This is a genomic window from Nitrogeniibacter aestuarii (assembly GCF_017309585.1).
Classification (GTDB): domain Bacteria; phylum Pseudomonadota; class Gammaproteobacteria; order Burkholderiales; family Rhodocyclaceae; genus Nitrogeniibacter; species Nitrogeniibacter aestuarii.
Genome location: NZ_CP071321.1, coordinates 337120 through 361271 on the forward strand (window position 1 = coordinate 337120; position 24152 = coordinate 361271).

The following is a 24152-nucleotide window of genomic DNA, read 5'->3' on the forward strand; positions in this document are numbered from 1 at the left end:
CGCCCCCGGCGCACCCCGGTGCTCCGGTAAAATGACGCCCAACGCACTGTTCGCGCCGCCCGCCCGGGCGGCGTGCTGTTTTTGATCCCCGCCCATGTCTCTCGGTCTCAACGCTCCGCAACGTGAAGCCATCCACTACCTGAACGGCCCCTGCCTCGTGCTGGCGGGCGCGGGCAGTGGCAAGACGCGCGTGATCACCCAGAAAATCGCCTATCTGGTGGACGAATGTGGCTACTCGCCCACCAACATCGCGGCCATCACCTTCACCAACAAGGCGGCCAAGGAAATGCAGGAGCGCGTGGGCGGGCTGCTTGGTGGCGGGCGAGCCAAAGGGCTGACCGTGTGCACCTTCCACGCGCTGGGGGTGCGCATCGTGCGCCAGGAGGCCAAGCACTGCGGGCTCAAACCGCAGTTCTCCATCCTCGATACCTCGGACATCACGCAGATCATCTCGGACGTGGTCGGCGACACCGACAAGGCCTACGCGCGCAGCCTGCAGTGGCAGATTTCCAGCTGGAAGAACGCCATGATCACGCCCGAAGAGGCGGTCAAGATCGCCAATGACGACATCGCGGCGGCGGCGGCCAAGGTGTATCCGGACTACGAACGCACCTTGCGCGCCTATCAGGCGGTGGATTTCGACGATCTCATCAGCCTGCCGGTGCGTCTCCTGGGTGAGCATGAAGAGGTGCGCGAGCGCTGGCAGCGCCGGTTGCGCTATCTGCTCATTGACGAATACCAGGACACCAACCGGGCGCAATACACCCTGCTGCGTTTGCTCTCGGGCGAACGTGGCGCGTTCACCGCCGTGGGCGACGACGACCAGGCCATCTATGCATGGCGCGGTGCTGACGTGGAAAACCTCAAGCTGCTGCAGACCGATTACCCCAGCCTGCGGGTCATCAAGCTCGAGCAGAACTACCGCTCCAGCGGGCGCATTCTGGGCGCGGCCAACACCCTGATCGGCAACAACGAAAAGCTCTTCGAGAAAAAGTTGTGGTCCGAACACGGCCCCGGCGAGCCCATCCGCGTGGCCTCGGCGCGCGATCCGGAAAACGAAGCCCAGCTCGTGGCCATGCGCATCCAGGCGCACAAGTTCGAGTTCCGAACCAAGTTCAGCGACTACGCCATTCTCTACCGCGGCAACCACCAGGCCCGTCTGTTCGAGCAGCAGCTGCGCAATCACAAGATTCCGTACGTGATTTCAGGGGGGCAGTCTTTCTTTGACCGTTCCGAGATCCGTGACCTCATCAGCTATCTGCGCCTGTTGCTCAATCCGGATGACGATCTGGCCTTCATTCGCGCCATCACCACGCCGCGACGGGGTGTCGGACCGAGCACCATCGAAGCGCTGGGCAACTACGCGGGCAAGCGCCATGTGGGGCTGTTCGAAGCGGCCTTCGAAGAGGGCGTGGGGCAGCATCTCAAGGAACGTCAACTCGAAGCGGTGCGCGACTTCGGCAACTTCATCAACCAGCTCACCTTCCGTGCCGAGCGGGAGCCGGCCGGCCGCATTCTGGAAGACCTGCTGCGCGACACCCATTACGAAGCCTGGCTGATGACCGCGGACAACACCCGCGAAGCCGAGAGCAAGTGGAAGAACGTGCGCGACTTCGTCGAATGGCTCAGCCGCAAGGGCGAGCAGGACGGCAAGAACCTCATCGAACTGACCCAGACCATCAACCTCATTTCCATGCTCGACAAGGGCGATGAGGAGTTCGACGGGGTCCAGCTGGCCACGCTCCATGCCTCAAAGGGCCTGGAGTTCAAGCACGTGTTCCTGGTCGGCGTCGAAGAGGGCATGTTGCCGCACCAGAGCGCGCTGGACGAAGGCAATCTGGAAGAGGAGCGACGTCTGATGTACGTGGGCATCACCCGTGCCCAGCGCTCGCTCACCATCACCTGGTGTGAGCGTCGCAAGGCGGGTGCGGATGTGCGGGTGTGCGAGGCCTCGCGCTTCATCGGCGAGATGGGCGAGGGCATTGCCACCGCCCGAAAAGACGATGCCCCCGTCAGTCAGGACGAGGGCAAGGCACGGCTGGCCAATCTCAAGGCCATGCTGGCGGGCAAGGGCGGCCCGCCTGGAGGCGACTGAGCCTCAGCCGGCCTCGGTGAGGCGGCCTCGTACCATCATGATCGCGAGCGCAGCCCGGCAGGCGCTGACCAGTGCCGCCCATTCGGGGAGCTTCACCCCCTCTTCATCCTCGCCGTCAAATGCATCCCAGAAGGTGTCCACCGCCTCGCTCACTTGCGCGATCGCGGTGACTTCGTCGGGGGTGTAGGTGGGGGCGGGCAAGGTCTCGGCCGACGGATGGGCCGGGACCCAGTCCTCCCAGCACGCCGTCCAGGTGTAGATGCCCATGTGGGGCGGCTCATGCTCGGCATCGGCTAGCCATTCCAGGTTGCCGAGGATACGGTCCCGGGTCAGGGCGAGTTTGCGTTGGGTGCTCATGCAAGTCTCCGGCAAAGCAAAAGCGGCTCCAAAGAGCCGCTTTCGTTCAACAGCAATCCGGTGGATTACTCGACCGGGGGTGCCTCGAAACTGGCACCGGCCTGGTTGGCCAGGTAGGCCACGGCGCGCGCCAGTTCCTTGTCGGTCAGGTCGGCGGCGCCACCTTTCGGGGGCATGTTGTTGATGCCGTTGGTGGCGGTCTGGATCAGGGCATCGTAGCCCTTGGCGATACGCGGTGCCCAGGCATCGGCGTCACCCGTCTTCGGTGCATTCAGTGCGCCGGAGTTGTGGCAGGCGCCACAGACCTTGCCCACGATCTCTTCACCGGTGCGCTTGCCCGGCTCTTCTTTCTGGACCTTCAGGGCCACCTGAGCGACCGGCTGGGTCAGGCTGGCGGACATTTCACTGTCGATGGACTTGTCTTTGCCACAGGCGGCGAGCGTCAGTGCTGACGCGGCCATCAGGGCGATCAGAGCGCGGGACTTGGTCATGCGGAGGATCCTCAAAGGCAGGCAATTTTCAAAACCCGTCGATTATAGCGGTCGCAGGTGCAGCATGAAAGCACAACGCGTGGACGACATGTCGAAAAGCGGTTATGCTTGCCGCCTCCCAAGCGCCCGTAGCTCAGCTGGATAGAGTACTGCCCTCCGAAGGCAGGGGTCGTGCGTTCGAATCGCGCCGGGCGCGCCAGAATTGCCGAAAACGGGTCAGGCCAAATGCCTGACCCGTTTTTCTTTGTCCGGGCGCTGGTGGATATGGCCCGATCCGCTGGTGGATATCCACCGGCTTGGATCGCCGGATGTTCACAAATCCTTTGTTTCACAGTGCCTTGCGTGCTGGCGCCGAACTTGCGTTATCCCCTCCGAAAACACGAATTTCATGACTTCGGAGACGGCCATGGCGCGCATACGCCCCGCAATCGGCCCGCGAACCTTGTCCCTGCTGGGGGCAGCGGTGCTTGCGGGCTGCACCACCGAAACGCATTCCTTCCTCAATCCGGCCAGTCTGACGGCCGAGAGTCAGCGCGACCTCATGATCTGGGCGTTCGGGCTCATGCTCGTGGTACTCATTCCGGTGTGGGTGATGGCGATCTGGTTTCCCTGGCGCTATCGCGAGGACAAGAGCGGGGCCGACTATCGGCCCGACTGGGCGCATTCGAACCTGATCGAGGCGGTGGTGTGGATCGTGCCGGCCATCCTGGTGGTGGCGATCAGTGCGCTGGTGTGGGTGTACACCCACCGGCTTGACCCTTACGCGTCCCCGGTGGCCCGAGGTGAGCCGCTGCATGTGCAGGCCATCAGCCTGGACTGGAAGTGGGTCTTTCTCTATCCGGACAACGGCGTGGCCTCGGTCAATACGCTGATCCTGCCCGAGGGGCGGCCGGTGGAGATGTCGATTACCTCCGATACGGTCATGAACGCTCTCTACCTGCCGGGCCTGGCCGGTCAGATCTACGCCATGGCGGGCATGGTGACGCATCTGAATTTCGCACCTGACCATCGCGGCCACTTCACCGGTCGCAACATGCAGTATTCGGGCGATGGTTTCCCCGATCATCGCTTCGATGTCTCGGTGGAGTCCGCGGGTGATTTCCAGCGCTTCGTGCGCGAGCACCAGGGCCACTCGCCGCAGTTGAGCACGGCCACGTATCGACAGCTGGCCAATGCACATGCGACGGCCAGACCCGCCGTGTTCGGCGGTTTTCCGCCCCGCTTGTTCGATCAGGTGGTCCACAAGTACTGCGCCACCGATTGCGATCAGACGACGGCGGGGGATCGCCCATGAACTGGCTCGGACGGCTCTCGTTGGATGCGCTGCCCCTGTATTCGCCCATCGCGGCGATCGGTGCCGGCGTGGAGGTACTCGCGGGCTTGGCCATTGTCCTGCTGATCTGGCGCAAGGGCTGGTGGACACGTCTGTGGCGCGACTGGCTGACCACGGTCGATCACAAGAAGCTCGGGGTCATGTATGTGGTGCTGGCGCTGGTGATGTTGCTGCGGGGCTTTGCCGATGCCTTCCTCATGCGTACCCAGCAGGCCATCGCGCTCAACAGCGAAGGCATCCTGCCGCCGGATCACTTCGACCAGATCTTCACTGCCCACGGCACGATCATGATCTTCTTCATGGCCATGCCGTTTCTGGTGGGCTTGCTCAATATCGTGGTGCCCTTGCAGATCGGCGCGCGGGACGTGGCGTTTCCCCGGCTCAATGCGATGAGCCTGTGGATGACGGCCGCCGGTGCGGCGCTGGTGTTGTTGTCGTTGGTGCTGGGGACCTTTTCAACGGCCGGCTGGACGGGCTACCCGCCGTATTCGGAGCTGGCGACCACGCCGGACACCGGGGTGGATTACTGGATCTGGTCGGTGCTCATCGCCGGGGTGGGCTCGACGATGACCGGTATCAACTTTCTGGTCACCATCCTGCGCGAGCGGGCGCCGGGCATGACGCTGATGCGCATGCCGCTGCTCACGTGGACGGCGCTGGTCACCAGCGTGCTCATGGTGTTTGCCTTTCCGGCGCTGACCGTTTCCACCGTCATGCTCGCCCTCGATCGCGATCTGGGCATGCACTTCTTCACCAATGGTGGCGGCGGCAACATGATGAACTACATGAACCTGTTCTGGATCTGGGGGCATCCGGAGGTCTATATCCTCATCCTGCCGGCCTTCGGCATCTTCTCCGAAGTGGTGGCCACCTTTTCGCGCAAGCCCCTGTTCGGCTACGCGTCGCTGGTCTATGCCACGGCGGCCATCGGCATTCTGTCCTTCACCGTGTGGCTGCATCATTTCTTCACCATGGGAGCGAGCGCCAACGTGAACGCCGCCTTCGGTATCGCCACCATGGTGATCGCGGTGCCCACTGGGGTGAAGGTGTTCGACTGGTTGTTCACGATGTACCACGGCCGGGTGCGATTCACGGCCCCCATGCTGTGGACGCTCGGCTTCATCGTCACCTTCGTGATCGGTGGTGCCACCGGGGTGCTGCTGTCGATCCCGCCGGTGGACTTCGCCATGCACAACTCGGTGTTCCTGGTGGCGCACTTCCACAACATGCTGGTGCCCGGTGCGCTGTTCGGCTATCTGGCCGGCTACATGTACTGGTTTCCCAAGGTGTTCGGCTTCCGCCTCGACGAGCGCTGGGGCAAGCGCAGCTTCTGGGCGTGGATCATCGGTTTCTATCTGGCCTTCATGCCCCTGTACGCCACCGGCATCATGGGCATGCCACGGCGCATGGAGCATTACAGCAACGCGGCATGGCAACCGCTGCTCTGGGTGGCCGAACTGGGGGCGGTGTTCATCGGCATCGGCGTGTTGTGTCTGGCCATCCAGCTGGCCGTGTCGATCCGTCATCGTGAGGCCCTGCGGGACACCACGGGCGATCCGTGGGACGGTCGCACGCTGGAATGGGCCACCGCCTCGCCGCCCCCGGCATGGAATTTCGACGTCCAGCCCACCGTGCATGCGCTCGACGAACTGGCCTGGCGCAAGGCGCGCCACTACGACGCCACGGCGGATGGCGCACCGGCCCCCATCGTGATGCCCAACGACACGGCCTCGGGCGTGTGGCTCGGCGCGCTGGCCTTCGTTTTCGGGTTCGCGATGGTCTGGTATGTGTGGTGGCTCGCTGCCCTCAGCCTGTGCGGATTGATCGGTTTCGTGGTGTTCGCGATGTTCTCCGAGACGCCCGAGTTCAGGGTCGTCGATGCCCCGGAGGTGACGCCATGCTGAGTGCGCACGACCGCTTCCAGCGCGGCGCGCTGATCGACCATCACATGGCGCACACCTTCGAGGCACGCGAGATCGGCTTCTGGTGGTACCTGCTGAGCGACGCGATCATCTTTGCGCTGTTGTTTGTCACCTACGGCGTGATGGTCGATCGCACCGCCGGCGGGCCGGATGCCGCTGCGCTGGTGGACCTCAACCGCGCCTTCATCGAGACCCTCTGCCTTCTGGCGAGCAGCTTCACCTTTGCGCTGGCGGATCTGGCGGCCGAGGGCAACGACCGGCCGCGCACGGTCGCCTGGCTGGCGGTTACCACCATGCTCGGTGGTGCCTTCCTGTGTATTGAAGGGCTGGAGTTCATCGAGCTGGTGCTCGCCGGAGCCGGGCCGGATCGCAGCGGCTTCCTGTCCGCGTTCTTCACGCTGGTCGGCACCCACGGGTTGCATGTGAGTGTCGGCATGATCGGCCTGCTCGCATTGCTGGCACAGATCCGGGTATTCGGGCTCAGCCGCCCCGTGAAGTCGCGGCTACGGCGTCTCGGGCTGTTCTGGCATTTTCTCGACGTGATCTGGGTGGGCGTGTTCACCTTCGTCTACCTGGCCGGGAGTCTCTGAAATGTTCCTGTCCCAAACCCCTCACAGTCGCGCGGTGCGCCGTCGCGTCTTCGGCCTGGCGCTGGCCTTCGTGCTCACCCTGGTCGCCTTCGGGCTCACCCGGGCGCCGCTCCCGCGTGATCTGGTCATCGGGCTCATGGCCGCGCTGGCAGCGCTTCAGATGGGGGTTCACCTGGTCCTTTTCCTGGATGTGGGTAAAACCGGGTCTTCCCGCACCGTGAATCTGGCCGTCGGTTTTTCCCTCCTGCTGATCCTCATCATGGTGGGAGGCACCTATTGGGTGATGCACGACCTGCACCTGCGCATGATGGGGTGATCATCAGCGCGTTTCATAGCATGTGCGTTCGTTTTGCGAAGTCCGTGGACCGGTGAGGACTATCCGAAAGGAATATCAATGGCCTCTAATGCGCTGAAATCCTGAACAGAACGGGAAGAAGTTCTGTCATGATGATGTGAAAAACTGAAAAAAACAGAGGTCATTCAGCACATCCCAGGCGGTCGGCGGCGCATGTCGGCACGACAGGCTCAGGTGCGCGCGGATGATCCGTAGCGCCCGCTGAGTCACTGCGTTCCAGCCGGGTATGAAAGGTCAGGTGCATGGAACAGCCAGTCAGACCGGACGCACAAACCCCCGCGTCCGGTGCAGGGGAACCCCAAGGGCCCGCCGAGGGTGCGCGGGTCGTGGGTATCGGCGCATCGGCCGGCGGCCTCGAAGCCTTGCGCGAGCTCATGGATGGCCTGGTCGAGCACCACTTGCTGGCCTACGTGATCGCCCAGCATGTGTCGCCCAGCCATGTGAGCATGTTGCAGAACCTGCTGGCGCCGCGGACCGACCTGCAGGTCGCCAATCTCGAAGACGGTGAGGTGCCGCGCGCGGGCACGGTCTACATCACGCCACCCAACCGGGACGTGATCTTCCAGCGCGGTCAGCTGCGCCTGACCGAGCCATCGCAGCCTGTCGGCCCCAAACCCTCGGTCAATCATTTCTTCCAATCCCTGGCCGAAGGCCTCGGTGATCAGGCCATTGCCGTCATCCTGTCCGGGACCGGCTCGGATGGCGCCGCAGGCCTCAGGATGATCAAGGCAGCCGGTGGCATCACGCTGGTGCAGGATCCTGACACCGCGAAATACGACGGCATGCCCCGGGCCGCGATCCACACCGGCAGTGTGGATCTCATCCTGCGCCCGATGGAAATGGGCCAGGCCATCAGCCGGCTGGTGGCGCATGAGCCGGCCCTGGCCTTGCTGTCCCGTCCCGACTCGCCCGAGGACGATTTCGCCCACATCGGCAAGCTGGTGCGCCTGAAAACCGCCTTCCGCCTCGACGACTACAAAGCCGGCACGGTCCGCCGACGTATTGCGCGCCGCCTGCAGATCCTCGGGATCGATTCCCTCAGCGAGTACAGTGCGCGCCTCGCCGAAGACCCGGAAGAAGCCCAGGCGCTGGTGCGCGATACCTTCATCAGCGTCACCTCGTTCTTTCGCGATATCGACGCGTTCCAGGCGCTCGCGCAGGCGGTCGATGCGCTGGTGCGCCGTCTGGAGGCCCGCGCGATCATCCGCTGCTGGGTGCCCGCGTGTGCGACCGGTGAAGAGGCCTACAGCATTGCCATGCTCATCGAGGAGGCGCTTACGCGCCTCGGGCGTACCGACCTGCAATACATGATCTTCGCGTCCGATCTGGACGACGAAGCGCTTGAGCGTGCGCGCCAGGGGATCTATCCGGTGGCGGATCTGGAGCATCTGCCCGAAGGGCTGCGCGAGCGCTATACCGACCAGGTCGGTGGCTACTGTCACATCCTCAAGAGTGTGCGCAACCGCCTGGTGTTCGCCCGCCAGAACGTGATCGAAGACCCGCCGTTCGCCCGGCTCGACCTGATCAGCTGCCGCAACCTGCTCATCTACCTCAATCCGCCGGTGCAGAAGCGGGTGCTGGAACTCTTTCACTACTCGCTTTGCGCCCGCGGCATGCTGTTCCTGGGTAAATCGGAAAGTGCAGAGAGTTACGCCGAACTGTATCGCCCCATCGATGCCAGGGCACGCCTGTACCAGCGGGTGGAGGGCATCACCAGTTATGCCTTGCCGGTGCCGTCGGGGTTGTCTGCGCCGACGGCCCGTCGGCCGTTCGCGGCCCGCAACAAGACCAGCACCACCGATGCCCTCAGCATGCGCACGCTCGAAGCGCTGGCCCAGCGCTTTGCACCGCCCTCGCTGGTGATCAATGAGGCGGATGACGTGGTGCACTTCCAGGGCAATCTCAAGCCCTTCCTCGGCTTTCCCACCGGGGCGGCCAACATGCACCTGTTCGACCTAGTGGATTCCAACGCGCGCGCCGAGCTTCGCGCCCTGGTGTATCGCTGCCGACGGGATCAGTCGGAGGTGCGCAGCAGTGCGCTGGTGATCGACATCGACGGGGTGCCGCATCGCGTGAGCATCGAGCTCAGCCCGCTGGAGGCGGATGCCGGCCAGATGCTGCTGGTCTCATTCCTGAGCGAGCCGGTGTCGCTCGACACGCCGCGCGCTGCACCCGCTGACGGCAGTGCCCAGGATGGCCTCATCATCAGCGAACTCGAGCAGGAACTCTCCGACACCCGTGCGCACCTGCATCTGGTCGTGCAGGAGCTGGAGACCTCCAACGAAGAGTTGCAGTCGCTCAACGAGGAGCTGCAATCGACCAACGAGGAGTTGCAGTCCACCAACGAAGAATTGCAGACATCGAACGAGGAGCTTCAGTCCACCAACGAAGAGCTGCTCACGGTCAATGAAGAGTTGCAGGTCAAATCCGGCGAACTTGAGACCACCGCCACGGACCTGACCAACGTCAAGCAGAGTCTGTCGTTTCCGCTCATCGTGGTCGATACCCACCTGCGCATCACGCAGGCCAATCGGGCGTGCGCCGCCATCGTGACCACCGAGACACCGCTCGAAGGCTGTTCGCTGACCGGGGTCCATTGGCGCATGGAGGCGCCGGGGCTCAGTGTTCGCGTGCGCCAGGTGCTCGCCAACGGCCAGCCTCATGCCGAGGTGCTTCTGTCCGACGACGGACGTGCCTTCCGGCTCGACGCGATGGCCTACCGCACGGCGGCCGGCGCCATTGACGGCGCCGTGCTGGTGTTCGAAGACATTACCCGCCAGCGCCTGGCCGAGCAGGCACTGGCCCAGAGCAACGAGCGCTTCGACCTGGCGGTGCGGGGGAGCAATGACGGGCTGTGGGACTGGGAAATTGCCGACCAGCAGCTGTATTTCTCGCCACGTTTCAAGGAGATGCTCGGTTACCGCGAGCATGAACTGGAGGCGAGCTTCGAGGCCTGGGTCAGTCGCCTGCACCCGGAGGACAAACCGGCAGTGCTCGCTGCGATCGATGCGCACCTGAAGCAGAGCGAGCCTTATGAAATCGAGTACCGGCTGCGGCACAAGTCCGGCGGGTACATCTGGGTGCTGGCGCGCGGCGAGGCGGTGCGCAACGGCGCAGGCGAGGCGGTGCGCATGGCCGGCTCGATCAGCGACACCAGCCGGCGCAAGCATGTGGAGCTGGCCTTGCGCGAGAGCGAGGCGCATAACCGCGCGCTCATCGAAGCGGCGCCGGATGCGGTGGTGGTCATCGACCAGCATGGGCGCATGGTGCAGTGCAACCCGGCCTGCGCGCGCGTGTTCGGCTACGACGCCCCGGCACTGCTGGGCAACAACGTGGCCATGCTCATGGCCGACCAGGACACTGCCCGTCACGATGGATTCATCCAGCGCTTTCTGGCGCGGGGCAATGCCGCGCCGAGCACCGGACGCGACGTGCTCGGGCGCCACAAGGACGGGCACGACATCCATCTGCACCTGAGCATTGGCGTTCAGCGTCTTGGCGGCGGCGAGGTGCGCTTCATCGGCTTCCTGCGCGATCTGACCGAGCGCGGCAAGGCCGAGGCGGTCTTGCGCGAGAGCCAACTCAAGTTCCAGCAGGCCATGCGCTTTGCGCCCATCGGCATGGCGCTGGTGACGCCCGAGGGACAGTGGGTCGAGTTCAACGCTGCGCTGTGCCAGATCGTCGGCTATTCGGCGGACGAGCTGACCGGGATGTCCTTCCTCGATCTGTCCCTGCCGGAAGATCGCAGCCTTGATCGCGCCGAAGTGCGCAAGCTGCTCGACGGCGCGCTGGAGAACTACGCCGTCGAAAAGCGCTACCGGCACAAGGACGGCCGACTGGTGTGGGTGGGGCTCAACGTCTCGCTGGTGCCCGGCGACGAAGGCGGCGCGCGCTATTTCATCGTGCAGATCCAGGACATCACCCGGCGCAAGCGCGACCAGGATGAACTTCACCTGGCCGCCTCGGTGTTCTCCAGCACCATGGACGGCATCTTCATTGCCACGCGCGAGGGCAAGATCCTCAAGGTCAACCGGGCTTTCGAGCACATCACCGGCTACAGCGATGCCGACGCGGTGGGGCAGGACTGCAGCCTGTGGCAGTCCGACCGCCACGACGAGGAATTCCATCGGGAAGTCTGGCGGTGCGTGACCGAAACCGGCTCCTGGCAGGGCGAGGTGTGGAACCGCCACAAGGCCGGGCATCTCGTGCCCGTGTGGCTGAGTCTGTCGTGCATCAGCGGCGAGTCGGGCAGCGCGGCCCGCATGATCGGGGTGATGTACGACATCAGTGAGCAGAAGACCTCGCAGGAGCGCATCAACCACCTGGCGCACTACGACGGGCTCACCGGCCTGCCCAACCGCTCCCTGTTCATGGATCGCCTCGGCCACGCGCTGGCGCAGGCCAACCGGCAGGGCCGCAAGCTGGCGCTGATGTTCATCGATCTGGACAACTTCAAGCACATCAACGATACCTACGGCCACCCGGTGGGTGACGAACTGCTCGTCGAGGTGGGGGAGCGACTGCGCGCCATCACCCGCGCCAGCGACACCGTCGCCCGCCTCAGTGGCGACGAATTCACCGTCCTCATCGAAAACGCGGACGACGCGGATGCGGCCGAGACCACGGCACGCAAGATCCTGCATGTGCTCTCCGACCCCGTCGAAGTGGCCACCGGGCCGCTTTACGTGTCCGCCAGCATCGGCGTGGCAGTCTATCCCGAAGACGGCGGCGACGTGGACACCCTAGTCAAGAACGCCGACCTGGCCATGTACCGCTCCAAGGACGGTGGGCGCAACCAGTTCCACTTCTACACGCAGGACATGGCCAGCAAGGCCGAAGAGCGCATGACCCTGCACAACGAACTGCGCGAGGCGGTCGACCAGCACACCATCGAGGTCTACTACCAGCCGGTTGTTGACGTGACCACCCGGCGCTGCGTCGGTGTCGAGGCGCTGGCCCGCTGGCCCCACGGGGAGCGGGGCAGCATCGCGCCCGGGCGCTTCATTCCGGTGGCCGAAGAGCGCGGGCTCATTCACCCGCTGGGCGACTGGGTGTTCCGCCAGACCTGCGAGCAATACATCCAGTGGCGCGAGGCCGGTGTGGCACCCGATTTCGTGTCGGTGAACGTGTCGGGCAAGCAGGTGGCCCAGCGTGGCTTTGTGGATGCGGTGCTGCGCATGCTCGACGAGATCGGCTGCTCGCCCGAAGACATCGTGCTCGAGCTCACCGAAAGCTATCTCATGCACGAGAGCGCCGACGCCATCAGCCTGCTCAACCTGCTGCGCGACATCGGCTTCGGCATCGCCATCGACGACTTCGGCACCGGGTATTCGTCGCTGGCCTACCTCAAGCGTCTGCCGGTCACCAAGCTCAAGCTCGACCAGTCCTTCGTGCGCGATATCCCGGAAGACCGCAACGACATCGCCATCGCGCGCTCGATCCTGCGTCTGGGCGACACCCTGGGGCTGGAGGTCATTGCCGAGGGCGTCGAGACCGAGGCGCAGCACGACTTCGTGCTCAACGAGGGGTGCTCGCTCAGTCAGGGCTTCTACTACGCGCAGCCCATGTCGGGGCGGGATTTCATCGCCTACATGCGCGAGCAGCAGGCACGGGTGGAATGAAGGTGTACCGCCCCGGTTGACGTTAAGGTCAACCGGGGCATAATCGGCGCATGTCGTCGACACCGCAGATGCTGCCTGACCCGAGCGCGTCCCGTTGGGTGGATCACCCGGCCGGGCGCCTTTTCGTGTGCCAGTGGCCCGGCCAGGATGTCGAAGCGCTACCCGTCGTGCTGCTGCACGACTCGCTCGGGGCCGTGGCCCTGTGGCGAGACTTTCCGCATGCACTGAGCGCCGCCACCGGCCGCACGGTCATCGCCTACGACCGGCTGGGTTACGGGCAGTCGTCCCCTGCGCCCGGCCTGCAAGCACTCGATTTCATCTCCGCCGAAGCGCAGGGCGCGTTCGCCGCGGTGCGTCAGGCCCTCGGGCTCGATCGCTTTGTGGCGCTCGGGCACAGCGTTGGCGGTGGTATGGCGATTCATCTCGCCGCCGCCGACCCGCAGCGCTGTGCCGCCGTTGTCACCATGGCCGGGCAGGCCTTTGTGGAAGCGCGCACTCGCGCCGGCATTCGCGAGGCCCAGGCCCTGTTCGACGACCCGCAGCAGGTGGCGCGACTGGCCCGCTACCACGGCGACAAGGCGCGCTGGGTGCTCGATGCCTGGATCGACACCTGGCTGAGTCCGGCCTTTGACGACTGGTCGCTGGACGGCGTGCTCGATCAGGTGCGCTGTCCGGCGCTGGTCATGCACGGTGAAGAAGACGAATACGGTTCGGTCGAACATCCCCGGCGGATTGCCGCGGGCATTGGCGCCGAGGCCCGGCTGGTGATCTACCCCGGCGTGCGCCACATGCCGCACCGGGAGTGCCCCGAGGCGGTCATTGACGATATCGCCGGGTTTCTGGCCGGGGTGGACTGAGCCGGCTCAGATCACCTTCAGCCAGCGCAACAGCGCCACCTGGCCTACCACCAGCGCGCCGAGGATGGCGCACACCACCCAGAAGGCGTCCGGGTCGCTGGCTCCCGGAATCCCGCCTACATTGATGCCCAGCAGACCGGTCAGCAGGCCCAGGGGCAGGAAGATGGCGGTGATGATCGCCAGCGCGTACATGCTGCGGTTCATGGTCTCGGCGCGCATGTCCATGATCTGCTCATGCACCACCGTGGCCCGGTCGCGGATGGCTTCGAGTTCTTCGGCCAGTCGCGTGGTGCGCTCGCTCGCCTCGCGCACCCGGGTGCGATCCGGGCGGGTCATCCAGGGCAGGTCTTCAATCTCCAGCGTGGTGAGCGCATCGCGCTGGGGGAACATGAATCGGCGGATGAGAATCGACATGCGCCGCACATCGGCCAGATCGCGGCGGGTGGCGGTGGTGTCTTCATCGAGCACCGCGTCTTCCAGGTCGTCCACCTTGTCGTTCAGCGCCGCCACGATGGGTTCGGCCCGATCGGCCAGGCGCAGGGCGATCTTGGCGATCAGGTCGCCCGGGCTCACCGGGCCGGCGCCGCGCCCGACGGCGGCCAGCAGGTCGGTCATCGACAGCAGCGGTCGTCGCCACACGCTGACGACCCGCTTGCCGTCGCAGAACAGACGGATCGACACCATGTCCTCGGGCTCGGCCCCCGCGGCCAGATTGACCCCGCGCAGGATCAGCAAGGTGCCTTCGTCATCCACGATGCAGCGCGGCCGCGTTTCCTCAGCGGTGAGTGCCTGCACGAGAAACGGGCTCAGACTCGAATCGGCCAGCCACGCCTGCGCCTCGGGTGTGCCGCGCTTGAGGTGAATCCATTCGAATCGCTGGTGAGGCGAGTTGGCTTCGAGCATCTTGCCGTGGGCGTCGAAGCGCATGTGCTGCACGGGCAGATCGTCGGCGGGGGCAGCGGCAGGGGTGGGCGCAGTGTCTGTCATTGAGCTCGAAAGGGCGGAAACACCCGGTCAGACGATGGATCGAGCCCACAGTTTCGGTCCGGTGCGCGCAAATGACAATCCGCAGCGCGTCAGCGCGCTAGTCGCGCTCCCCGAAGCGCCGCTTGAACGCCCGGCGCATGAACTGCAACTGCCGTTCGAAGCGGGTGCAACCGGTGCAGAACAACAGATGGAATCGCACCTGCAGTCGCTCCCGGGCCGACAGTTTGCGGTCGAGCGAGGCCGACACCAGGGCGGTGATGTCCTTGCACGACTTCATGAGCGGCAGGCCGTATCGATGAGCATGCGTTGGCGGGTTACGGTGTAGCTGGCCACACAGAAGGGCACCACATAGTTGAGCAGCAGATGGGGCCACGACGGCGGCTGCCCCGCCATGATGGCGGAACCCTGGTTGATGGTGTTGAGCACCGTACCCACCACCAGCGCCAGCCGCGCGGCGGGGAACAGGGTGGCGCGGCGCGCCCAGTGGTGAATGAATCGGCGGGGGGACGACATGGTGAAAACTCCGTGGGGTGTCCTGATGAGTCTGTCGATGCACGGCATTTCTTACGGCCGTTCGTCGGACCAGACCACGGCATGCGGATCAAAGCCCGGCGCCAGCGCCGGTTTGACGATGCGAAAGTAGGGGGAAACGTCGAAATCGCGTGGTGCGAACAGACTGTGATGGCGGATATGCAGAATCTCGGCCACGCAGCCGGGGCAATCGGGGCGCGTATCGTCACGTTGCTCGACCATGGGCAGAATCGGGTAGCGCACCGAGTGGAAGCATTCGGCAATCAGAGTAGAGCAGATGGCGCGGGTCGGGTCGCCACTGCCCAGGGCGATCATGCGCCGCCGCCAGCGCACCGGTAATGGTGGCATGGGCAACAGGTAGCGCGCCAGATCGATCACGTTACGCAGGTCGTAGCGGTTGCCCAGACGCCGCCGGGCAAAGGCGACGAGTGCATCGATCTCCTCCGGTGACAGCCCCACCGGGCGGCAGATGCGGCAGTGCCGCCCCGCAAAGGTGTCGAGCCCGACCTGACGCACACCCTCCACCAGATCCGCCTCGATGAACTGATGCGCCTGCGCGCCATCGTCACCGATGTAGAGCGCCGCGTGTGACCAGGTGGACTGGGTAAGGTATTTGATGGCGGTGCTGATGCGGGTGCTGCCGTCCACCAGCAGCACGTCACCGGGCGACAGGGCGTCGGCCAGTGCGGCGCGACTGACCACGGGCGTCGCCTCGTGCTGATGGCGTTCATGGCTCAGCCAGCGCCCCAGGCGGGTGCCGATCCAGGTGCTCAGTGGTCCCATGGCGTGCCTCCCTGCGCTCGTCGGGAACGTTCCCTGAAGATTGGACCGATGCCGCTTCGATTGCTTACATCCGGGGCGTCGAGCTTGCGCCAGCACGCCCTCTTTGCTTTATTAAGGGCATGACTCAGTATTCAGGCCGCTGGCCGGCCTGATCGAGAGAGGGACCGCCATGGAACGGGAACGCCCGACATCACCGTCCTCTGTCGCACCGATCACCGCCAGCACGGTGACCGCGCCCAGCCTCAGGCCGTGCCGCTGCAGCCCGGCCGAGGAGGATGCCGAATTCCAGCAGATGCTTTCCTGGTACAGCAATGATGTGAACAATGCCCGTGCCCAGGGCTACCAGGCCGGCAACGACCCCGGCTACTCGGACCCCGGCCTCGGGTTCCACAAGGTGGGTAATTGCGCCGATTGGGCCCAGGTGTCGTGGGCCGCGCTCGTGACCCGCAGCTGGCAGTGCTGGCATGTGCAGAAGATCCGTGCCCGCCAGCACTGGACGCTGTTCGGCTTCCATCACTTCGTGCGGCTCCAGTCCTGCAGCGGGCGCGTGGTGTTTTTCGACCCGTGGCCCACCGGAAAGCCCGACTGGTGGGAGGCGAAAGACTTTCCGTTTGCCGATGGGGTGGGATGGGCCCATACCCCGGTGCGCACGCACCAGGCGGGCGATGCCCCCCGAGACCCGGGCCTCGACTGACACCCGCCACGCTGCGCCGACCTTCGCGCGGCGCACAACGCACACGCCAGACAATGGCTTTTGCGTTGCCGACCTGCCGTGCTCCGTTATGCTGTGTCGATGAACACGCACGCCGGATTCGGGCCGGCATCACCCTCAAGTACATCGACGCCCCCCCTGCTGGAGATTGTCATCGAGGTGCCGCGCGGCAGCTTTCTCAAGCGCGGGTCGAGTGGGCATATCGACTTCATCTCCCCGTTGCCGTGCCCGTTCAACTACGGCTCGGTGCCCGACATGATCGGGCTTGAGGGGGACCTGCTCGACGCCCTCGTACTCGGACCGCGGCTGCCTTACGAGGCGCGCATCACGCTGCCGGTCTGGGGGGCGGTTACGCTCATGGATCGGGGCATGATCGACGACAAGCTCATCTGCTGCGCGCATGAGCCGAGTGCGGCCGACATTGAAACGGTGCTGCGCTTCTTCAGCTTTTACGCCAGGTGCAAGTGGTGGCTCAATCTCGTGCGCGGTCGCAGTGGCCGCAACGCCTGCGAGGGCTGGATCAGCGCGACCGAGGCCATCGCGCGGGCGCGCCCGCGGACCGAGGCATGGGCAGGGCCGGATGTCACCTACTGAGTACCTTGCCGGCCTGTCGATGGCGTTCGCATGCCATGAAAAAGGCCACCCGAGTATGGGTGGCCCGTGTGCATCCGTGACACAGCGCCTGGCTGATCCGTCAGCGCTCAGATGTCTTCCGACGGCGGAAGACGCCTGCGCCGGCCAGGCCGAGGCCCACCAGCGCAATCGATGCCGGCTCCGGCACGGCGGTGGCCTGGATGGCAGCGGCGTTGATCGTCTGTGGCAGCGCGCGCAGGGTGATGCTCGCGTTCAGGGTCTGGTCGCCCACGTCGGTGAACATCAGGTCCGACAGGCTGATTTCCAGCAGGCCGCCCGTGCCGAAGGCCATCTCCAGCGGTGACCAGTACAGCGCGTAATCGACTTTACCGTCACTGATCTTGCCGGGGTCCGCCCAGCCTTGCGCGCTCAGGGTCGCTGTGACCGCGAACGGACCGGAAAAGGTGAATTCTAGGTCGAGGCCGAGGTTGTCGGTCTCGCCAGCGACGATGGACAGTTGCCCGTTGTTGCCGGCTGAGTGGGTGGTCGGTTCCCGGAAGCTGACGTTTGCCACGGCAAAGGTGAAGACATCGCCGACCGCATTGAGGGAAAACGACTGTGGCGGGGTAAAGAGACTGGTGAAACGTGTGTCGAGATAGGTACTGCTGGCACTCTCCTGGCTATCCACACCATAGCCGGTGCCGGGCGTCAGGGTCGCTGCCGTGACGCCGATGGGGATGGCGTGCGCTGTTGCCATGAAGCTGGCGACGGTAATCGCCAGTGACATCTTGATGATCGGGTTCATTTGGTTTCCGCCTGTGTGCACGCGGAATGTGTGCACTGGCACACATTCGATCACGCGCCGATGCCGGAAAAAGCAAATTAGTTATCACCCGCCTTCAAAATGTCATGGCCGGCAGCAGCGCCGGTCGATACAGGCGACGGACGGTGGCTTGAGCGCCCCATCGAGCGCCGATCGGGCGTGGTGCGACGGCGGATGACGCCCCGGCGCCTCCGCCTTTGCGGTCAGTGCGCCTGGCGCTCCAGCAGGCTGAAGATCTTCTCCAGCGCCGACATGCCCTCGCCGCGATGCCCCTGGTAGGCCAGGTAGCCGTCGGGGCGCACCAGCGCGATGCCGTGCTGGCTGCCGAAGCGCACCTCCAGCACGTCCTTGAAGGCCAGCGCCATGTGGCGGGCGGCCAGCTGCAGCGAGGCGCTCAGGTCCTTGCCCATGAGCAGCAGGTAGCGGCTGACGATGCCCTGGCCGCCGCGCAGGCTGTCGTCCAGGTAGCGCGGGGCGTCGCCGGTCACGATGGGGCTGCCGTGGTAGTCGATGCCCAGTTCGGAGAGCTGCTGGACCACCGCGTGCTGTACGCCGGGTCGCCCGGCCGCGAGCGGAATCATGCGGTCGCGCAGGCCGCGCACCACCGGATTGGTCGAGGCCATGGCACGGGTGAGCACATCGGTGATGCCCACCACATGGCGGATCACCGGCGTGCGTTCTTCATCGTAACTGTCGATCAGGGCGCGCGTGCCGTGGCCCTTGAGGGTCAGATCCAGCTTCCACACCAGATTCCACGCGTCCTGCAGGCCGGTGTTCATGCCCTGGCCGCCGAAGGGGCTGTGGATGTGGGCCGCGTCGCCGGCCAGAAAGGTATTGCCCTGGCGCAGGTGTGGCACCCGGCGATGGTGGATGTGGAAATAGCTGCTCCAGATCAGGCCGGCGGCGCGGATGCCACCGGGGGCGCGTTCATTGAGCAGGCGTTGCACGAGGGCGAGGTGCGGCACCTCGTCATCCACCTGCTTCACGCTGGCGACCACCCGGTGATGGGTCGCACTCATGGGAAAGATCGCCAGCGGGCCGTCCTCATGCGGGCAGACGAGCAGCTCGTCGTGTGGGCAGGGGGCGTCGGTTTCGATGTCGGCGAGCATGAACTGCTCGGCATATTCGCCGCCGCGAAAGGGCAGGCCCAGATCCTTGCGTACCGTGCTGTGGGCGCCGTCGCAGGCCACCAGATAGGTGGTGGAGACGAACTCGGGTTCGCCGTGGCGCTTGAGCTGTACATGCACCATGCCCATGCCCGTGCCCTGCGTGGCGTGCTCGAAGCGGGTGTCGAAGTCGATGTGGCCACCGCGCGAGGTGAGCGCGTCGGCCAGATGGGCCTCGGTGAGGTTCTGCGGCACCATGGCAATGAAAGGGTAGGGGCTGTCCTCGGGCCGGAAGGGCAGGTGCGCCAGGCTGCGGCCGTGCGTCATGACGCGTACCGAGGTGACCCGGTTGGCACTCTCGACAAAGGGCTCGGCAATGCCGGCCATGTCGAATACTTCCAGCGTGCGCGGGAAGATCGCCAGCGCCTTGGAATGTTCGGAGAGGCCACGGCGCGCTTCAACAATGCGCCAGCGCAGGCCGCGCCGGGCGCATTCGTTGGCCATGAAGAGGCCGACCGGGCCGGCGCCCACGATCAGCACATCGGTATCGGTGTTGGGGGTGTTCATGATGACGCTCCTTCTTTCGTCCGCGTGGCCGTGCGATCAGCGCTGGGCCTGGGCGGTGTGTGAGGCGGTGCCGGATGGCGCCGTCGTGTGTGCGGGGGTGCCGGTGTGTGTGCTGGATGTCGCAGCGGCCTTGGCTGGGGCGGCGTCCCGTTTGGTGAGCGTGCGGGCCAGCGACTCGGCGTGGGCCTGCTCCTCGGCGGTGAGCGAGAGCGCTTGCCGGTCGCGCAGATCGACGGCCACGCTGTCGCCCTCATAGGCCGCGGCGGCGTAGTCGGCATAGGCGAGGATCGGATCGGCCGGGCCGGCCAGGCCCTGGGCATTCATGGTGCCCAGGTGGCGCAGGGCGATGGCGTCCTGGTGCAGGGCGGCCTGGTTGAACCAGTGGCGCGCCTTGGAAAGGTCTTGCACCGCGTCGTCACCGTTCAGGTAGAGCAGGCCGAGCTGGCGGGCGGCTTCGGTATTGCCGGCCTCGGCGGCGCGGGTGAGCCATTTGACGGCCTCGGGCCCGCTGCGCGGCACGCCGTCCCCCAGGCGGTACATCTCGCCCAGGTAGTACTCGGCCGTGGAATCGTCTTTGGTCGCCAGCTGTTTGAACAGCGGCGCTGCTTCGCGGCCCTGGCCGTTCTGGAATTCGTGGATGGCAATGGCCTCTTCCCGCGCCGGGCTCAGGGGGCTGCCCTTGAAGGCGCGATAGCCGGCAAAGCCGAGCGAAATGAGGATGATGAGCCCCGCTGCAATGTAGGGGCGGTTCTGGTCTTTGATGATCATGGCGTGGTCCTCCGCGTTGTGCTCCATCCCGGGCGGGGCCAGGCCGCCGCCCGGTTGTCTGTGCTTGGCTTACTCGAGGTAGTCGAACACCACCTCGCCCAGGCCGAGGGTCAGGTCGGCCACAAAGTGTTTGGCCCCGACCACCTCCAGCACCGGCAGCTCGGCCACCGGGGCGCGGGCATGGGCGGCGAATTCCAGCGCGGCCGGGCCGCTCCACGCGCCTTTCATCTGGATGTCCTGCAGGTAGAAGCGCACCAGCTCGCACACCCGCGCGCTGCCATCCACATGGGGCATGACCTTGAGCAGGTAGTTGGGCGTCTTCGCCAGCGAGCGCCCCAGGGCCTCGGCGTCCAGCGGCGCGTGCTTGTAGCCCATGGTGCCGGTGGCCACGCGCAGTGGGCCGTAGTCGAGCGTGCCCACAAGGGTGTCGGAGAAGGTCTCCAGATGCGGGGTGGCGATCTTTTTCGGAAAGCCCCACAGCTCGCGCCCGCCAGCGGTGGCCGGGTGGTCGTTCAGATACATGGCGTGGGTGTAGTTGCCCGCCACGCCGTTGTGGCTCACCGGAATCACCTGCCCGGACTCGGTGTAGTCACCAAAGCCGGTGGAGTCGGGCATGCGGATGAACTCGTAGTTCACCAGCGGTTCTTCAATGGTGAGCGGCTCGGGCACCACGGCGCGCAGTTTCGCCGGGTCGGTGCGGTAGGTGATCACCAGAAACTCCCGGTTGAAGAAGCGGTAAGGCCCCTTGGGGTAGGACGGGCTGGTGACGGGCATGGCCCAGGCGTTTTCGCGAATCTGACCGATGTTCATGGTGGTTATCCTAGTGTTACTTGCTGCGTTTTCTGGGGGCGCCGGCCTCACGCAAATGGGACTTTGGCGCTTTACTGTCGGTTGGTCGTGCTCCCTCCCCTTCAAGGGGAGGGCGGGGGTGGGGATGGGGTGAACTTCGGTGAGAAACGGCAACGAACCCCATCCCCCTCCCAACCTCCCCCTTGAAGGGGGAGGCGTTCGCCCCTGTGCCTTCGGTGGGGTGTGCGCCCAGCCCTCACTTCATGCACCACCCATGGCTCACGATGATCGATTGCCCGGTGAGCGCGTTGGTCTCGAAGCCGGCCAGGAAGGCGGCCACATCGGCCACGTCCTGCACGGTGGTGAAGGTCTGATCCACCGTGTCGCCCAGCATCACGCGGTTGACCACCTCTTCTTCCGAGATGCCCAGGTCGTGCGCCTGCTCGGGGATCTGCTTTTCCACCAGCGGCGTTTTCACGAAGCCCGGGCAGATCACGTTGGAGCGCACCCCGTGCTCGGCGCCTTCCTTGGCCATCACGCGGGCAAGGCCGAGGATGGCGTGCTTGGCGGCCACGTAGGCGCTCTTGAGGGGCGAGGCCTCGTGGCTATGCACCGAGCCCATGTAGATGAGCGAACCGGAGCCCTGCGGATACATGTGCTTCACCGCCGCCTTGGTGGTCAGGAAGGCCCCGCCCACGTGGATGTCCATGAGTTTCTGGAATTGCGCGTACGGAAAGTCCTGAATCGGATGCACGATCTGGATGCCCGCGTTGGACACCAGGGTGTCGATGCGGCCGAAGCGTTTGGCCACCGCATCCATCGATTCGGTCACCTCGGCCTCGTTGGTCACATCCATGTGCACCGCCATGGCTTCGCGGCCACGGTCCTGGCGGATCTGCTCCACCGTTTCGCTGGCGCCGTCCATGTCGATATCGGCAATGGCCACGCGGGCGCCCTGGCGGGCGAGGGTGAGGGCGATCTGGCGGCCGATGCCTGAACCGGCGCCGGTGACGACGGCCACGTTGTTGTCGAGTTTCATGCTTGTTCTCCTTCTCTCTCAGGGGGTGGCGTTCAAAGCACGCCAGCGCGATTGGTGTCGAAGACGGCAATGCCTTCGGCGGGTTCGGGCGGGTTCTGCCAGCAGTCCTTGCGCAGGGTGCGGCGGGCATCGTTGAGCCCGGCGCGCCAGTGGTCGCGCATGGAACGCCTGGAGAACTCGTAGTCCTTGTTGGGGCCGTCGTAGGCGGCCCGGCGATAGATCAGATGCACGATCGAAAAGGCGTGCGTCGGGGCCAGGTCGGCCAGCGCGGCAATTTCCGGCTCGGCCAGCACCTCGGGCGGCAGCCGCTCGGCGAGCTTGCCGATGGCCTGGCGCAGGGCATGCACCTGGCGGAAATGGTTGGTGTTCATGCGCGTGCGGCTCGAATAGGTGATGTCCTTGTGCCGCTCCTCCACATCGAACAGGTGTTGCGGCATGGGGCCGAAGGCGCTGAACAGATCCACCTGAAACACCAGCGTGCTGCGCGCACTGGCGTTGTCGAGCACATGGGAAAGCGGCGTGTTGGAGACCAGCCCGCCGTCCCAGAACCACTCGCCCTCGATCTCCACCGGCGGAAAACCCGGCGGCAGCGCCCCGCTGGCCATCACATGCTCGGGGCCGAGCGCCATGCGGTGATTGTCGAAAAAGCTGAAGTTGCCGGTGCGCACATTCACCGCGCCCAGGCTCAGGCGCACCTCGCCGCGGTTGATGCGCTCGAAATCCACCAGTTCCAGCAAGGTGTCGCGTAGCGGCGCGGTGTCGTAGTGGCTCAGCGCGCGGGGCGAGCCGGGCAGCGACAGCCAGGGCGAGGGCACCCGGGGCGCAAAGAAACCGGGGATGCCCCGAGCCACCGTTTGCAGCCCGCTCAAGGCCCCCAGGGTACGGCGCGACACCGTGTCTTCCATCGAAAACGGCGCCAGCGCATCGTCGTGGGTGACCCGGTCCCAGAAGGTGGTGAGCTTGTCGAGGCGATCCTGCGGGCGGTTGCCGGCGAGGATGGCGGCATTGATCGCGCCAATCGAGATGCCGGCAAACCAGTCGGGGCTCACCCCGGCTTCACTCAGGGCCTGATACACCCCGCCCTGGTAAGAGCCCAGCGCGCCGCCGCCTTGCAGCACAAGCGCGGTCTGGTCGAATCGGGCGTTGGGGGTGAAGCGTTCCGGGGCGTTCATGACAGGCTCCTTGTTTTGGTTGCCTATCAATACGCATCAGCTGTGCCAGAGGAAAAAACTCATTAAAACAATGACTTGAAAATTTGGCATATAGTGCGCTGGTGGAACGCCCCCGGTGCGAGTGGTGGATATCCACCGGCCGCCCTTGCTTCGATCGATTGCCCCAAATTTGATTGGCATATCGCTTTGTGTACTCTGCCGTCTGGACAGCATGGAGGGGCAATTGATGGTGGTGAAGAGCGCAATGGCTGGCCTGGTGGCGATATCCCTGATGACCGCCTGTACCGATGCGCCCGAGTGTGGCGTCGCCGACGCGCTTGTCGAGCTTGGGCAGGCGCGGGTCGGCGGATCGGACTACTACATCTACTCGCGCACGGTGGGCGTCACCGACAAGACCCGGTTGTTCGAGCTTTACGCGCAAAAGCCGACGTTCGACACCTGCGGGCAGACCGACCAAAAGGTTTTGAGCGACGCATACATCGATCCGGCGCGCGGCACGCCTGTGCGTGTCATTGTTCGCGGTACGGAGATGGAGGTGGAATACGCCAGTGGTGACGGCGCTCAGGGCTCCCCGGCGCTGGAGATTGTCGTCCAATAAAAAAAAGAGGTGCCGTCAGCACCTCGGTTGGAATGTTTCCATTTCTCGCCCCGTCGCCGGGGCGTTTTCAAATCACGCGTCTG

Annotated in this window: 22 protein-coding genes and 1 tRNA gene; 11 read left to right on the forward strand and 12 right to left on the reverse strand. The window is 65.1% G+C overall.

The window, feature by feature from the left end:
- The first annotated feature begins 94 nt into the window (after window positions 1–94).
- Window positions 95–2095, forward strand: a complete 2001-nt coding sequence (locus J0W34_RS01540) for a UvrD-helicase domain-containing protein (RefSeq protein ID WP_230970420.1) — start codon at window positions 95–97, stop codon at window positions 2093–2095.
- A 3-nt stretch (window positions 2096–2098) separates the two neighbouring features.
- Here the strand turns inward: J0W34_RS01540 and J0W34_RS01545 are convergent, their stop codons facing one another.
- Together J0W34_RS01545 and J0W34_RS01550 are read right to left on the reverse strand one after the other, a co-directional pair.
- The gene (locus J0W34_RS01545) at window positions 2099–2452 is read right to left on the reverse strand and encodes a hypothetical protein (protein ID WP_230970421.1); all 354 of its coding nucleotides are present in this window, start codon (window positions 2450–2452) and stop codon (window positions 2099–2101) included.
- Between the two features lie 65 nt (window positions 2453–2517).
- Window positions 2518–2943, reverse strand: a complete 426-nt coding sequence (locus J0W34_RS01550) for a c-type cytochrome (protein WP_227815253.1) — start codon at window positions 2941–2943, stop codon at window positions 2518–2520.
- A 122-nt stretch (window positions 2944–3065) separates the two neighbouring features.
- Between J0W34_RS01550 and J0W34_RS01555 the strand changes: the two genes are divergently transcribed.
- The 7 genes from J0W34_RS01555 (at window position 3066) to J0W34_RS01585 (ending at window position 13621) form a co-directional block, all read left to right on the forward strand.
- A tRNA-Arg gene (locus J0W34_RS01555) sits at window positions 3066–3142 on the forward strand.
- A gap of 207 nt (window positions 3143–3349) precedes the next feature.
- Window positions 3350–4237: a ubiquinol oxidase subunit II gene (locus J0W34_RS01560; RefSeq protein WP_230970422.1), complete on the forward strand. Its 888-nt coding sequence runs from the start codon at window positions 3350–3352 to the stop codon at window positions 4235–4237.
- Window positions 4234–6180 (forward strand): cbb3-type cytochrome c oxidase subunit I, encoded by a 1947-nt coding sequence (locus J0W34_RS01565; RefSeq protein ID WP_230970423.1) that lies wholly within the window; start codon window positions 4234–4236, stop codon window positions 6178–6180. The genes J0W34_RS01560 and J0W34_RS01565 overlap by 4 nt, the downstream gene beginning before the upstream one ends.
- Complete coding sequence (locus J0W34_RS01570; RefSeq protein ID WP_227815256.1) at window positions 6174–6788, forward strand: cytochrome c oxidase subunit 3; 615 nt, start codon at window positions 6174–6176, stop codon at window positions 6786–6788. The genes J0W34_RS01565 and J0W34_RS01570 overlap by 7 nt, the downstream gene beginning before the upstream one ends.
- 1 nt (window position 6789) lies before the next feature.
- Window positions 6790–7104 (forward strand): cytochrome o ubiquinol oxidase subunit IV, encoded by a 315-nt coding sequence (locus J0W34_RS01575; RefSeq protein ID WP_227815257.1) that lies wholly within the window; start codon window positions 6790–6792, stop codon window positions 7102–7104.
- A 281-nt stretch (window positions 7105–7385) separates the two neighbouring features.
- Entirely contained in the window at window positions 7386–12764 is a 5379-nt protein-coding gene (locus tag J0W34_RS01580; protein ID WP_230970424.1) for a PAS domain S-box protein, read from the forward strand.
- Between the two features lie 50 nt (window positions 12765–12814).
- On the forward strand, window positions 12815–13621 hold the full coding sequence (locus J0W34_RS01585; RefSeq protein ID WP_230970425.1) for an alpha/beta fold hydrolase: 807 nt from the start codon (window positions 12815–12817) through the stop codon (window positions 13619–13621).
- A gap of 6 nt (window positions 13622–13627) precedes the next feature.
- On the opposite strand, the gene J0W34_RS01590 is transcribed toward J0W34_RS01585, so the two are convergent.
- The 4 genes from J0W34_RS01590 to J0W34_RS01605 form a co-directional block, all read right to left on the reverse strand.
- Window positions 13628–14608 carry a zinc transporter ZntB gene (locus J0W34_RS01590; RefSeq protein WP_227815260.1) on the reverse strand — a complete coding sequence of 327 codons (981 nt, stop codon included), beginning with the start codon at window positions 14606–14608 and terminating at the stop codon, window positions 13628–13630.
- Between the two features lie 97 nt (window positions 14609–14705).
- Window positions 14706–14885: a zf-HC2 domain-containing protein gene (locus J0W34_RS01595; protein ID WP_230970426.1), complete on the reverse strand. Its 180-nt coding sequence runs from the start codon at window positions 14883–14885 to the stop codon at window positions 14706–14708.
- Entirely contained in the window at window positions 14882–15121 is a 240-nt protein-coding gene (gene nrtS, locus J0W34_RS01600; RefSeq protein WP_227815262.1) for a nitrate/nitrite transporter NrtS, read from the reverse strand. The genes J0W34_RS01595 and nrtS overlap by 4 nt, the downstream gene beginning before the upstream one ends.
- Window positions 15122–15172: 51 nt before the next feature.
- Window positions 15173–15922, reverse strand: coding sequence for a YiiX/YebB-like N1pC/P60 family cysteine hydrolase (locus tag J0W34_RS01605; RefSeq protein WP_230970427.1), 750 nt, complete (start codon window positions 15920–15922; stop codon window positions 15173–15175).
- A 169-nt stretch (window positions 15923–16091) separates the two neighbouring features.
- Between J0W34_RS01605 and J0W34_RS01610 the strand changes: the two genes are divergently transcribed.
- Together J0W34_RS01610 and J0W34_RS01615 are read left to right on the forward strand one after the other, a co-directional pair.
- Window positions 16092–16616, forward strand: a complete 525-nt coding sequence (locus tag J0W34_RS01610) for a hypothetical protein (protein WP_230970428.1) — start codon at window positions 16092–16094, stop codon at window positions 16614–16616.
- Window positions 16617–16715: 99 nt separating this feature from the next.
- On the forward strand, window positions 16716–17228 hold the full coding sequence (locus tag J0W34_RS01615; RefSeq protein ID WP_230970429.1) for an inorganic diphosphatase: 513 nt from the start codon (window positions 16716–16718) through the stop codon (window positions 17226–17228).
- 100 nt (window positions 17229–17328) lie between these two features.
- Here J0W34_RS01615 and J0W34_RS01620 read toward each other — a convergent pair whose 3' ends face one another.
- The 6 genes from J0W34_RS01620 to J0W34_RS01645 form a co-directional block, all read right to left on the reverse strand.
- Window positions 17329–18012, reverse strand: coding sequence for a PEP-CTERM sorting domain-containing protein (locus tag J0W34_RS01620; protein WP_230970430.1), 684 nt, complete (start codon window positions 18010–18012; stop codon window positions 17329–17331).
- A gap of 221 nt (window positions 18013–18233) precedes the next feature.
- The gene (locus tag J0W34_RS01625) at window positions 18234–19703 is read right to left on the reverse strand and encodes an FAD-dependent monooxygenase (protein WP_230970431.1); all 1470 of its coding nucleotides are present in this window, start codon (window positions 19701–19703) and stop codon (window positions 18234–18236) included.
- Between the two features lie 36 nt (window positions 19704–19739).
- Window positions 19740–20471, reverse strand: coding sequence for a tetratricopeptide repeat protein (locus J0W34_RS01630; RefSeq protein WP_230970432.1), 732 nt, complete (start codon window positions 20469–20471; stop codon window positions 19740–19742).
- Window positions 20472–20540: 69 nt separating this feature from the next.
- Window positions 20541–21281: an acetoacetate decarboxylase gene (locus J0W34_RS01635; RefSeq protein ID WP_230970433.1), complete on the reverse strand. Its 741-nt coding sequence runs from the start codon at window positions 21279–21281 to the stop codon at window positions 20541–20543.
- Between the two features lie 235 nt (window positions 21282–21516).
- Window positions 21517–22299, reverse strand: coding sequence for a 3-hydroxybutyrate dehydrogenase (locus J0W34_RS01640; protein WP_230970434.1), 783 nt, complete (start codon window positions 22297–22299; stop codon window positions 21517–21519).
- Window positions 22300–22331: 32 nt separating this feature from the next.
- Window positions 22332–23471: a patatin-like phospholipase family protein gene (locus J0W34_RS01645; RefSeq protein WP_230970435.1), complete on the reverse strand. Its 1140-nt coding sequence runs from the start codon at window positions 23469–23471 to the stop codon at window positions 22332–22334.
- 211 nt (window positions 23472–23682) lie between these two features.
- Here J0W34_RS01645 and J0W34_RS01650 point away from each other — a divergent pair, with 211 nt between their 5' ends.
- Entirely contained in the window at window positions 23683–24069 is a 387-nt protein-coding gene (locus tag J0W34_RS01650; protein WP_230970436.1) for a hypothetical protein, read from the forward strand.
- Window positions 24070–24152 lie beyond the last annotated feature (83 nt).